The organism is Xanthomonas translucens pv. cerealis (assembly GCF_006838285.1).
GTDB classification, from domain to species: domain Bacteria; phylum Pseudomonadota; class Gammaproteobacteria; order Xanthomonadales; family Xanthomonadaceae; genus Xanthomonas_A; species Xanthomonas_A cerealis.
Window position 1 is genome coordinate 640,772 of record NZ_CP038228.1, and the last position, 12,756, is coordinate 653,527.

Here is a 12,756-nt window from a genome sequence, read left to right on the forward strand (position 1 = left end):
GGTGGTCAGGCTTGCAGCAGGTGCGGTTTGCGCTGGTGCAGGTCGATGATCAGTTCGCCGAACAAGGTGTTGGCCCAGGCGAACCAGTCGCGGGTGAATTTGCTTGGGTCGTCCTGGTCGAAGGCTTCGTGCATGAAGCCGCTGCCGGCGTCGGTGTTTTTCAGCCAGGCCAGGCATTGGCGGATCTGCGCGTCGTCGTCGCTGGCCAGTGCGTATTGCATGATCGACATCGGCCAGATCATGCGCAGCCCGGCATGCGGGCCGCCGACGCCTTCGGCGGCGCGTCCCTTGAAGAAGTAGGGGTTGCGCTCGCTCCACGCCAGCTGACGGGTGCGCAGGAACAGCGGGTCGCGGCGATCGCAGCAGCCCAGGTAGGCCAGGCTCAGCAGGCCCGGCGCGTTGGCGTCGTCGATGAACAGCTGGTTGCCGTAGCCGTCCACTTCGTAGGCCCAGAACGGCTGGCCGTCGGCGTCGCGCATCTGCCCGAACTTGTGTGTGGCGGTTTCGACGTCGTCGGCCAGCGCGCGGCAGTCGCCGGCGAAGGCGGCGTCGCGGTGCAGCGCTTCGCTCATCGTCGCCAGCTGGCGCAGCGCCGTCACCGCGAACAGGTTGGCCGGCACGAACAGCGGATACACGCAGGCATCGTCGGACGGGCGGAACATCGAGTGGATCATGCCGTTGGGCCGGGTCGGCTGGCCGTAGCCGTCCAGCATCAGGGTCTCGGTGGCCAGCGGCGAGGGGCGCTGAAAAGTGTAGGGGCCGCGGTCATGCAGGCGCTGTTGTTCGCGGAAGGTCTTGACCACCACATGCATCGCCGCGCGCCAGTCGTCGTCGAACGGCGCGGTGTCGCCGCTGGCGCGCCAGTAGGCGTGCGCCAGCCGGATCGGGTAGCACAGCGAATCCACTTCCCATTTGCGCTCGCCGACGCCGGGCTTCATCTCGGTGATGTCGGCCACCGACCATTTCAGGCGCTGGCGTTTGCCGTCGGGCAGGAACGCGTTGGCGTAGGGGTCGAGCTGGATGCAGGCGGCCTGGCGCTGGATCAGGCCATGGAACATGCGCCGCAACGCCGGATCGCGTTTGGCCAGCGGGATGTACGGATGCACCTGTGCAGAGGAGTCGCGTAGCCACATCGCCTCGATGTCGCCGGTGATGACGAAGGTGTCCGGCTTGCCGTTGCGGGTGCCGATTTCCACAGTGGTGTCGAGCGTGTTCGGATAGCAGTTCTCGAACAGCCAGGCCAGGCGCGGATCGCCGATGCCGGCCTTGACCGTGCGCAGGTGTTTTTCCACCGCGGCGCTGACGAATCGCCGTTGCGCCGGCGGCGGGCGCTTGCTGGGCAGGTCCGCCGCCGCTGCGCCGGACGCGGCGAAGCCGGGCGCGGCGCTGGCGAGCAGGCCGGCACCGGCGGCGCTGCCGAGCAACTGGAGAATAGCGCGGCGGGAAGGCATGGGTGACTCCTGGTCTGGTTGATACGTGCGAGCGCATTGCTTTTTTGTAGGAGCGGCTTCAGCCGCGACCGGGCGTTAGCGGTAAGACCCGGTTGCGGCTGAAGCCGCTCCTACACAGGGCGCATGTGCCGATCACCGCGGGATGGGCGCGCTGCCCTGGATCGAAAACGCCGCCTCGCCGCCGGGCGCATCGGTTCCGGGCTGGCCGCCGCCGACGAACACACGGTAGTCGCCGGGCTGCACCGCGCGCTGGCCGGCGCGATCGACATCGCTCAGCTGCCGCGGCCCCCACAGTGGCGCAGCCTGGCTGATCTTTCTGGTCCGCATCACTTCGCCTCCGCCGGCTCGGACGGCGCACCGGCCAGGGTGGCGGCCAGGTCGCGCACCTGCAAGGCACCGCGCAGCTGCTCCAGCGTGGCGGCGGTGCGCACGTGCACGGTCAGCGGCTCGCCTGGCAGCAGGTCGAAGGCGTTGTCCGAGAGCGTGGCGTCCAGATCGCCGAACGCCAGCCACACTTCGCGCGCCAGGGTGGTGCTGGTCAGGGTCAGCGTATAGCCGTCGCCGTCGGCACGCAGTTCGCTGCGGATGTCGGGGCTGGGCAGGTGCAGGTGCTTGGCCGCATCGAAGAACACCAGGTTGCGCGACAGCACGCGCGCGCCGTCGAGCAGTTCGAACACCGCGACGCTGCGCTTGGGGTCGGCGCGGCGCAGCAGCTGCGCATCGCTGAAACTGCCCACGCGCACGCTGGACAGCGGCGCCAGGGTCACCGGCTTCTCGCTCTTGCTCAGCACCTTGCCGGACACGTCCATCACCCGCATGCGCCAGCGCGCGGCCAGCGGCACGGTGCGGTCGGACACCAGCGTCACCTCGGTCTGGCCCTGGTCGTTGCGCAGCGCGGCGATCAGTTCCGGCGCATAGAAACGCTTGGCATGGTAGTGCAATGCCTTCCAACGGCCGAAGTAGTCCAGGCTCGACCACGACGTGCCCGGCCACACGTCGTTGAGCTGCCAGTACAGCGAACCCATCGACTGCGGCCGCGACGCGCGCAGGTGCTCGGCGGCCAGGGCGATGCTTTCGGCCTGCATCAGCTGGCTCAGGTAGACGAAGCTCTCGAAGTCCTTGGGCTCGCCAAACGCACGGCGGATGTATAGCAGCAGGCGCTGGTTGCCGTTGTCGTACTTCTGGTGCGCGCGCATCACTGGCGATTCCGGCTGCAGGTCACCGGGTTCGGCGAAGGCGCGGATGGTGCGCATCTCCGGGAACGACTGCAGGCCGTATTCGGACATGAAGCGTGGGGTGACGTTGAGGTACTCGGTGACCGGCAGCGCCGGGTCGCCCCAGACCTTCCAGTAATGCATGTCGCCGTTGTCTTTCTGGTTGGCGTCGGTATCGAAATCGGTGCCTGGCGAGGTGGCCCAGTACGGCACGTCGCCGTCATAGGTACTGACGACTTCGCGCAATACGCTACCGAACAGCGTGGTCATGCCACGTTCGATGCGGCTGCGTTCTTGCGGACCGACCGACTTCTGGAAATCGCCCCACCAGTTCTCCCAACCGGTCTGCACCTCGTTGTTGCCGCACCACAGGACGATGCTGGGGTGGTCCCGCAGCCGCTTGACCTGATCGATCGCCTCCTGGCGGGTGTTGTCGCGGAATGCCACTTCGTTGGGCGGCACTGATCCGGCGAACATGAAATCCTGCCAGATCATGATGCCCAACGCGTCGGCCATCTCGTAGAAGTCATCGTCCTGGTAATGACCGCCGCCCCACATGCGCAGCATGTTCATATTGGCGTCGCGCGCGGCCTGCAGGGTGCTGCGCATACGTGCCCTGTCCACGCGGGTCGGGAAGGAATCCAGTGGGATCAGGTTGGCGCCCTTGGCGAAGATCGGAATGCCGTTGACTACGAATTCCATGCTCTTGCCCCACCGGTCCTTTTCGCGGCGCAGCGTCACCGAGCGTAGGCCGGTGACGCGCTCGACCTGCTGGCTGTCGCCGTCGGCATCGCGCACGGTGGCCACGAAGGTGTAGCGGTCCTGCGCCCCGTAACCGGCCGGGAACCAGCGCTTTGGCTTGGCGATACGCACGGCCAGATCGATGCGGTGTTGGCCGCGATCAACCACCGCGTCCTGGGTGAACTGGCCGACTTTCTGTCCATTCGGGTCGAGCACATCCAGTGTCACTTGCACCGGGCCGCTGCGGCTGGACTGCAGCTCGAGTTGCGCTTGCAGCTGCGCGGCGTCGGCGTCCACCCGTCGCTGGGCGATGTGCAGTCCCTCCACGCGCAACGCGTCCCAGGTCTCCAGCCGCGCCTGCAGCCAGATGCCGGCATTGACGATGCGCGGACCCCAGTCCCAGCCGAAGCTGTAGGGCGCCTTGCGCACGTAGGTGGAGCTGTGGCGCCAATGCGGCTCGTCGCCAAACGCCGATTTGTGGCCGCCGGGCAGGGCATAGGGCTGCTTGTCCAGCCACGGCTGGATCTTCTTGATCGGCGAGAAGAACTTGACTTCCAATACGTTGTCGCCGCGCTTGAGCAGCGGTTTGGCGTCCACCCGCCACTGCCGGAACATGTTGTCGGCGGCAAGCAGTTTTTTGCCGTTGAGGTAGACCTCGGCAAAGGTGTCCAGGCCGTCGAACACCAGTTCCACGTGCTCGCGCGCGAGCAGCGCGGGGTCGGCCTTGAAGTGCGTCTGGTACTGCCAGTCGCTCAACCCGGCCCATTGGATCTTGGCCTCGTTGTCGCGATAGAACGGATCGGGTACCACCCCGGCCGCGATCAGGTCGGTCTGCACCGTGCCCGGTACCTGCGCCGGCAACCACTGCGCCGCCTTGGGGACGTCCTTGGCATGCGCCTCGCCTGGCGCCAGCCGCACCTGCCAGCCCTGCTGCAGCGGCAGCGCGCTCGGCGCCGCTGCCTGGCCCAGTGCCGGCAGCCCCAGGACCAATGCCAGTCCGAGTCGGGCAGGGACACGCGCGCTTGGGGGGCAACGGCGGTTGCGGTGTGGCGGAGTCATGCGTTTCTCCAGGGTCAACGCACGGCGGCGGGGGCGCTTGCGTGGTGGTTTCGATCAGGTGAACCGCGCCGATGAGCATAGTACGGGCCGTTGCTGCGCGCTGTCGAGCGCAGGCACAGGTCGTGCGTGCCGGTCTCTTGGGCAGCGGCGCTTCCAGCGAGAATTGCTCGCCAAGCGCCTTGCCGCCCGGCAGCGGAGGTGGCCGCGCGCACGGTGACCGGCAGGGTCACGTCGAACGGTTTGCTGTAGCGCGGCGAGACGGCCTTGGGTTCGCTAGCCGCGACCGGGCGTTACCGGTAAGACGCGGTCGCGGCTGAGGCCGCTTCTACGCAGGGTGCATGTGCCGATTACCGCGGGATGGGCGCGCTGCCCTGGATCGAAAACGCGGCCTCTTCGCCGGAGGCGTCGGTGCCGGGCTGGCCGCCGCCGACGAACACACGGTAGTCGCCGGGCTGCACCGCGCGCTGGCCGGCGCGATCGACGTCGCTGAGCTGCCGCGGCGCCAGTTCGAAACTCACGTCGCGCGCTTCGCCCGGCTGCAGCGTCACCCGCTGGAAGCCGACCAGGGTGCGCAGCGGCGATTGCGCGCCTTGCGGGAATTGCAGGTACACCTGCACCACTTCGTCGCCCGCGCGCGTGCCGCTGTTGCGTACCTGCGTGCGCACCCGCAGGTGCGCACCCGCCTGCAGCGTGGTCGCCGACAGTTGCGGCGCGGCGTAGGTAAAGCGGGTGTAGCTCAGCCCGCTGCCGAACGCGAACAGCGGCTCGCCCTTGAAGTAGCGGTAGGTGCGGCCCTTCATGTCGTAGCTGACATAGGCCGGCAGATCCTTGGTGGAGCGGTAGAAGGTCACCGGCAGGCGGCCGCCCGGATTGACGTCGCCGGCCAGCGCCTGCGCGATCGCGGTGCCGCCGGACTGCCCCGGATACCATGCCGCGACGATCGCGTCGGCATGCTGCTTGGCCCAGTTCAGCGCCACCGCGCTGCCGCTCATCAGCACCACCACGAGCGGCTTGCCGCTGGCCTTGGCGCGTTCCAGCAGCGCCTGCTGCGCCGCGGGCAGGGCCAGGTCGTTGCGGTCGCCGCCGTCGAAGCCGGGCACGTCGATGCGCAGTTCCTCGCCTTCCACGTCCGGCGACAGGCCGACGAAGGCGACCACCGCATCGGCCTGCGCGACCGCGCGTTCGGCTTCGGCCAGTTGCGGCGCGGCCGGCGCCAGCCATTCCAGGCGCAGGCCCTGGTCCTGGCCGCGGTGCTCCAGTTCCAGGCGGATGCGGCGCGGGCGCGTGTCGTCGAAGTGCAGCACGGTCTGGACGTTGCGGCCGTCGGCGTTGTGCATGCCGGCCGGCACGTGCTTGTCCTCGGCGTTGCCGGCGACGACCAGCTGGTCGTCGATGTACAGCCGCACCGGATCGTGGCCGGCGCAATCGAAGCAGCGCGCCACGCGCACCGCCAGGGTGTAGTCGCCCGGTCCCGGCGGCAGCAGTTCGCCGCTCCAGCGCACCGCGTAGCGGTCCTTGTCCAGGCCCTTGGCCGGCGCCACGTGATCCCAGTTGAAGCTGACCACGCGGTCCTGGCGCTGCGTGCGCGGGCGGCCGGCCAGATCGACGTTGTCGAAATACTCGCCACGCAGGCCGGGCGTGCCGTCGCTGCGCAGGGCGGTCTCGGGGATCATGCCGGACACGCCGGCGGCCAGCGGCGCGCCTTGCGCGTAGCGCACGTTCGCGGCGCCGAAGCGCTCGCGCAGGCCCAGCAGCGGCGTCACCGGCGCGGCCGAGGTGCCCTGGTAGTTGGCTTCCAGCGCGGCCAGCGCGTCAGCATTGGGGCCGATCACCGCCAGCCGCACGCCTGGCTTCAGCGGCAGGGTGGCGTTGCGGTTCTGCAGCAGCACCAGCGATTGCTGCGCGGCCCGCAGCGCCAGTGCGCGGTGTGCGGCGCTGTCCACGTCCTTGGCGCCCAGCCGCGCGTACGGGTCTTTGCCTTGCGGTTGCAGTTCGCCGAGCCGGTAGCGCGCGGCGAACAGCCGCACCAGCGACTGGTCGAGCAGGGCTTCGTCGGCGTCGCCGCGTTCGATCGCCTTGCCAAGTTCGCGGTAGGCGTAGCCGCAGTTGAGGTCGTGGCCGGCCTTGAGCGCGGCGGCGGAGGAGCCGGCATTGTCGGCGCGGAAATAATGGAACTGGGTCATGTCGTCCACGGCATCGCAGTCGGAGACGACGAAGCCGGTGAAGCCCCAGTCGCCGCGCAGGCGGCCATTGAGCAGCCAGTCGGCGGCGCAGGCCGGGGTGCCGTGCAGGGCGTTGTAGGCGCACATCACCGAACCGGCGCGGCCGTCGACGATGGCGGCGCGGAACGCGGGGGTATAGGTCGCTTCCAGGTCATGCGGCGACACGTCCACGTCGAAGCCGTGGCGGCCGGGTTCCGGGCCGCTGTGCACGGCCAGGTGCTTGGGAGTGGCGATGGTGCGCGGGTGGGTGAGGTCGTTGCCCTGCAGGCCGTGGATGAAGCCCACCGCCAGTTGTCCGGTGAGATACGGGTCTTCGCCGTAGGTCTCCATGCCGCGGCCCCAGCGCGGGTCGCGGAAGATGTTGATGTTCGGCGACCAGATGGTCAGTCCGGCGTAGCGCGGGTGGTCCTTGCCGGGGCCGCCGGCGAGATTGAACTTGGCGCGCGCTTCGGTCGAGGTCACCGTGCCGACCTGCTCGAGCAGGGCGGTGTTCCAGGTCGCAGCCAGGCCGATGGCCTGCGGGAACACGGTGGCGTAGCCGTTGCGGGCGATGCCGTGCAGGCCCTCGTTCCACCATTCGTAGGCCGGCACGCCCAGGCGCGGGATCGCTGGCGCAGCGTTCATCGCCTGCGCCACTTTTTCCTCGCGGGTCATCTTCGCCACCAGTGCGGCGGCGCGGTCGTCGGCGTCGTCGGCATGGGCGAGCGGGGAGGAGAGCAGTCCCAATAGGCATAGCGCCTGTGGGAGGGACTTCAGTCCCGACGCTTTGACGGTACCGCCCTGTCGGGACTGATGGCCCGAGGCCGCGCGGAGTCCCTCCCACAGTGGCGCAGGCTGGCTGGTCTTTCCGTTCCGCATCACTTCGCCTCCGCCGGCTCGGACGGCGCACCGGCCAGGGTGGCGGCCAGGTCGCGCACCTGCAAGGCACCGCGCAGCTGCTCCAGCGTGGCGGCGGTGCGCACGTGCACGGTCAGCGGCTCGCCTGGCAGCAGGTCGAAGGCGTTGTCCGAGAGCGTGGCGTCCAGATCGCCGAACGCCAGCCACACTTCGCGCGCCAGGGTGGTGCTGGTCAGGGTCAGCGTGTAGCCGTCGCCATCGGCACGCAGTTCGCTGCGGATGTCGGGGCTGGGCAGGTGCAGGTGCTTGGCCGCATCGAAGAACACCAGGTTGCGCGACAGCACGCGCGCGCCGTCGAGCAGTTCGAACACCGCGACGCTGCGCTTGGGGTCGGCGCGGCGCAGCAGCTGCGCATCGCTGAAACTGCCCACGCGCACGCTGGACAGCGGCGCCAGGGTCACCGGCTTCTCGCTCTTGCTCAGCACCTTGCCGGACACGTCCATCACCCGCATGCGCCAGCGCGCGGCCAGCGGCACGGTGCGGTCGGACACCAGCGTCACCTCGGTCTGGCCCTGGTCGTTGCGCAGCGCGGCGATCAGTTCCGGCGCGTAGAAGCGCCTGGCGTGGTAATGCAGCGCCTTCCAGCGGCCGAAGTAGTCCAGGCTCGACCAGGACGCGCCGGGCCACACGTCGTTGAGCTGCCAGTACAGCGAACCCATCGACTGCGGCCGCGCCGCGCGCAGGTGCTCGGCGGCCAGGGCGATGCCTTCGGCCTGCATCAGCTGGCTCAGGTAGACGAAGCTTTCGAAGTCCTTGGGCTTGCCGAATGCGCGGCGGATGTACAGCAGCAGGCGCTGGTTGCCGTTGCCCTTGTCGAACTTCTGGTGCGCGCGCATCACCGGCGATTCCGGCTGCAGGTCACCGGGTTCGGCGAAGGCGCGGATGGTGCGCATCTCCGGGAACGACTGCAGGCCGTATTCGGACATGAAGCGTGGGGTGACGTTGAGGTAGTCGGTGACCGGCAGCGCCGGGCCGCCCCAGACCTTCCAGTAGTGCATGTCGCCGTCGTCGGGCTGGTCCGCGGCGCCGTCGAAATCGGTGCCGGGCGAAGTGGCCCAGTACGGGGTGTCGCTGTCGTACTTGCTGACCGCTTCGCGCAGCACGGTGCCGAACAGCGTGGTCATGCCGCGTTCGATGCGGCTGCGTTCTTCCGGGTCGATCGACTGCTTGAACTTGACCCGGTCGCCCCAGTTTTCCCAGCCGGTCTGCACTTCGTTGTTGCCGCACCAGATGACGATGCTGGGGTGATCGCCCAGGCGCTTGACCTGCGCCTCGGCCTCGGCGCGGGTGTTCTCGCGGAATGCCACGTCGTAGGGCGGAATCGCACCGCCGAACATGAAGTCCTGCCAGATCATGATGCCCAGGCGGTCGGCGTCCTCGTAGAAGCTGTCCGGCTGGTAGTGGCCGCCGCCCCACATGCGCAGCATGTTCATGTTGGCGTCGCGCGCCGATTGCAGGATGCCGTGCATGCGCGCGGCATCGACCCGGCTGGGGAAGCTGTCGAACGGGATCAGGTTGGCGCCCTTGGCGAAGACCGGGATGCCGTTGACCACGATCGCGAAGCCCTTGCCCCACTGGTCCTTGTCGCGATGCAATTCGACGCTGCGCAGGCCGGTGACGCGCTGGGTGGCGTCGCTGTCGCCGGCGGCGTCGCGCAGGCGCGCCTTGAACGTGTACAGATCCTGCTTGCCGTAGCCGACCGGGAACCAGCGCTGCGGCTTGGCGATGCGCACCGGCACGGTCAGCGTGTTGCTGCCGGAATCGAGCACCGCTTTCTGGCTCAGCTGCGCCACGCGCTGGCCGTCGGGGCCGAGCACGTCCAGTTCCAGCTGCACTTCGCCGCTGCGGCCGGCCTGCACCTCCAGTTGCGCGAGCAGTTGCGCCGCGTCCGCATCGACGCGTTGCTGGGCGATGTGCAGGCTTTGCACGCGCAACGCGTCCCAGGCTTCCACGCGCACGTCCTGCCAGATGCCGGCGGTGACGATGCGCGGACCCCAGTCCCAGCCGAAGGTGTACGGCGCCTTGCGCACGTAGGTGGAGCTGTGCCGCGCCACCGGCTCGTCGCCGAATGCGGAGTCGTAGGCGCCGGGCAGCGCGTATGGCTGCTTGGCCAGCCACGGCTGGATCTTCTTGATCGGCGAGTACAGCCGCACTTCCAGCACGTTGTCGCCACGCTTGAGCAGCGGCTTGGCGTCCACCCGCCACTGCCGGAACATGTTGTCGGCGGCAAGCAGTTTTTTGCCGTTGAGGTAGACCTCGGCAAAGGTGTCCAGGCCGTCGAACACCAGTTCCACGTGCTCGCGCGCGAGCAGCGCGGGGTCGGCCTTGAAGTGCGTCTGGTACTGCCAGTCGCTCAACCCGGCCCATTGGATCTTGGCCTCGTTGTCGCGATAGAACGGATCGGGCACCACCCCGGCCGCGATCAGATCGGTCTGCACCATGCCCGGTACCTGCGCCGGCAACCACTGCGCCGCCTTGGGGAATTCCTTGGCATGCGCCTCGCCCGGCGCCAGCCGCACCTGCCAGCCCTGCTGCAGCGACAGCGTCGCCGGCACCGCCGCCTGGCCCAGCAGCGGCACGCCCAATGCCATGAGCAGCCCGAGCCGGGCGGGGAGGCGCGCGCGCGGCGCGGAACGGGGACGGCGGTGCGGCTGGGTCATGCGTGGGTCTCCAGGGGTCAACGCGCGGCGGCGGGGGGCGCCTGCGCGGTGGTTTCGATCAGGTGGACGGCGCCGATGGCGTAGTACGGGCCGTTGCTGCGGGCGGTGGAGCGCAGGCACAGGTCGTGCGTGCCGGTCTGCTTGGGCAGCGGCGCTTCCAGCGAGAATTGCTCGCCCAGCGCCTTGCCGCCCGGCAGCGGCAGCCGCGCCAGCAGCTTGCCCTTGCAGTCGCCCAGGCGCACTTCCAGTTCGCCGCGTGCGGTCCTGGCCGGGTATTGCTTGACCTTGGACTGCTCGTGCGCCAGCCCGTAGTTGCGCGCCAGCCGTGCCGCATCGATGCGGATGCGGGCGATGCCGTCCAGGCGCGCGTCGGCGTAGCGCCAGCAGCCGCTGAACAGGTCGATGTTGAACACCGGGGTGTCCTTGCCGGGCAGGTCCGGCAGCAGCGGCACGCGCAGGCCCAGGCTGCCGTCGGCGCAGGACCCCAGGCCCTGGGTGTCGCGGCTGAGCAGACCGGGGCGGTCGAGGATGCGGGTGCGCGGCGCAGCCAGCACGCTGCCGTCGTCGGCGAAGGTGGCCGCGCGCACGGTGACCGGCAGGGTCACGTCGAACGGCTTGGCATAGTGCGGCGAGTCGGCCTTGGGTTCGCTGCCGTCGGTGGTGTAGCGGAAGCTGCCGAACCTGGCCTGGTTGCCGAGTGCGATGCTGGCCTTGCCGCTGTCCAGCGCGGCGTTGTCGCCGCCCTGGATGGCGATGTCCGGCGCGAACGCGCCGTCGCCGTAGTCGATGCCGAGCGCGCGGTAGCGGTTGAGTTGCGCCGGCAGGCGCTGCAGGAAGCCGTCCCAGCCGCGCGCCGCCATCGGCGACCACGCCGCCTCGGCCAGCGCGCTCAGGCGCGGGAACAGCGCATGGTCGATATGCCAGGCCGAGGGGATGTATTCGGCCCACAGCGCGGCCTGGGTGCCGAGCACGTGCTTGGCTTCCTCGGCGCTGAGCGCGGCGGGGACCGGGTCGAACTCGTAGACCTTCTGCAGCGGCAGCACCGACAGGCGCCCGTTGGGCTCGTCGCTGCGCGCGCTCTGCAGGTTGTCCAGGTACAGCCAGCCTGCTGGCGCCAGCACCACGTCGTGGCCCTGCTTGGCCGCGGTCACTGCGCCATCGATGCCGCGCCAGGACATCACCGACGCGCTGGCCGGCAGGCCGCCTTCCAGGATCTCGTCCCAGCCGATCAGGCGCCGCTGGTGCTTGCTCAGGTAGTCGGACAGTTGCTGGTTGAACCAGCCCTGCATCGCATGCGCGTCCTTGACCCCGAGCTTGCGCATCTGCACGCGTACCGCCGGCGAACGCTCCCACTGGTCCTTGACCGCTTCGTCGCCGCCGATGTGGATGTACTGCGAGGGGAACAGCTGCAGCACTTCGTCGAGCACGCCCTGGATGAAGGTCATGCTCTTTGCGTCGGTATTGAACAGGTAGGGATTGACGCCCCAGTCCACCGACACCTTCGGCCGCTGTCGGGTCACGCCGACCAGTTCCGGATAGGCCGCCACCGCTGCCTGCGAGTGCCCGGGCATGTCCAGCTCCGGCACGATGGTGATGTGCCGCGCGGCGGCGTAGGCGACCAGGTCGCGGATCTGGTCCTGTGTGTAGAAACCGCCGTAGCGGTCGGGCACGCCCTGCGTGCCGGCACCGGGCGGGGTGCGCCAGGCGCCGATCTCGGTGAGCTTGGGATAGCGCTTGATCTCGATGCGCCAGCCCTGGTCGTCGGTCAGGTGCAGGTGCAGCACGTTGAGCTTGTGCTCGGCCATCGCGTCGATGACGTGCTTGACCGTGTCCGGGCCGTGGAAGTGGCGGGCCACGTCGAGCAGCAGGCCGCGCCAGCCGAAGCGCGGCCAGTCGCGGATCTTGACCTCGGGCACGTCCACTTCGCCCTTGCCGGCGTCGGGGGTGAGCAGCTGCCAGGCGCTCATCGCGCCGTAGAACAGGCCGCGCTCGTCGCGCGCCTGGATCAGCATGGTGCTGCCGTCCACGTCCAGCCCGTAGCCTTCCGGCGCTTCCACCGGGGCGTTGGGGTTCATCTGCAGGCGGATGGCGCCATTGGCCGGAATGGTCTCGGCGCGCACCTCCAGCGCCAGGCCGCGGGTTTTTTCCAGCAGCGTGGCCAGTTGCCGCGCCACGCGCATGGCCGCCTCGTCGTCGGTCGGCACCGACAGCGTGCCGCCGGTGCCGATGGTCAGCGTGGCGCTGCCGCGCTTGACCTGCGCCGGCGCCGGGATCAGCGGCAACGGCGCGGTGTTCTCCGGCTTCGTTGCAGCCGGGGCCGGCGCGGCGGCGGGAGCGGGCTTGGCGGTGTCCGCGGCGGCGGGTGCGTCGCGGTTGCAGCCGCTCAGTACGGCAACGAGGGCGAACAGGGCAAGCCCCAGCCGCGTGCTGCGGGACGCCGCCGCGACGCCCGGCGGGGCGGTCGTCGGGCGGTGTGGCGTGCGCTGGCGTGCACCTGCTGCAATCATTCGGT

6 protein-coding genes are annotated in these 12,756 nt (G+C 69.3%); all 6 read right to left on the bottom strand.

Features of this window, described 5'->3' with window-relative positions:
- Nucleotides 1-5: 5 nt before the first annotated feature.
- The gene (locus tag E4A48_RS02815; RefSeq protein WP_142741864.1) at nt 6-1,451 is read right to left on the bottom strand and encodes a glycoside hydrolase family 125 protein; all 1,446 of its coding nucleotides are present in this window, start codon (nt 1,449-1,451) and stop codon (nt 6-8) included.
- Nucleotides 1,452-1,583: 132 nt separating this feature from the next.
- Nucleotides 1,584-1,778, bottom strand: coding sequence for a hypothetical protein (locus tag E4A48_RS02820; RefSeq protein WP_039005574.1), 195 nt, complete (start codon nt 1,776-1,778; stop codon nt 1,584-1,586).
- Nucleotides 1,778-4,465, bottom strand: a complete 2,688-nt coding sequence (locus tag E4A48_RS02825) for a beta-mannosidase (protein ID WP_142741865.1) — start codon at nt 4,463-4,465, stop codon at nt 1,778-1,780. Before E4A48_RS02825 ends, E4A48_RS02820 begins: the two co-directional genes overlap by 1 nt.
- A gap of 347 nt (nt 4,466-4,812) precedes the next feature.
- Nucleotides 4,813-7,413, bottom strand: coding sequence for a glycoside hydrolase family 3 C-terminal domain-containing protein (locus tag E4A48_RS02830; RefSeq protein WP_409976358.1), 2,601 nt, complete (start codon nt 7,411-7,413; stop codon nt 4,813-4,815).
- A gap of 131 nt (nt 7,414-7,544) precedes the next feature.
- Nucleotides 7,545-10,244: a beta-mannosidase gene (locus E4A48_RS02835; protein ID WP_142741866.1), complete on the bottom strand. Its 2,700-nt coding sequence runs from the start codon at nt 10,242-10,244 to the stop codon at nt 7,545-7,547.
- Nucleotides 10,245-10,261: 17 nt separating this feature from the next.
- Nucleotides 10,262-12,751: a family 20 glycosylhydrolase gene (locus E4A48_RS02840; protein WP_142741867.1), complete on the bottom strand. Its 2,490-nt coding sequence runs from the start codon at nt 12,749-12,751 to the stop codon at nt 10,262-10,264.
- Nucleotides 12,752-12,756: the final 5 nt, after the last annotated feature.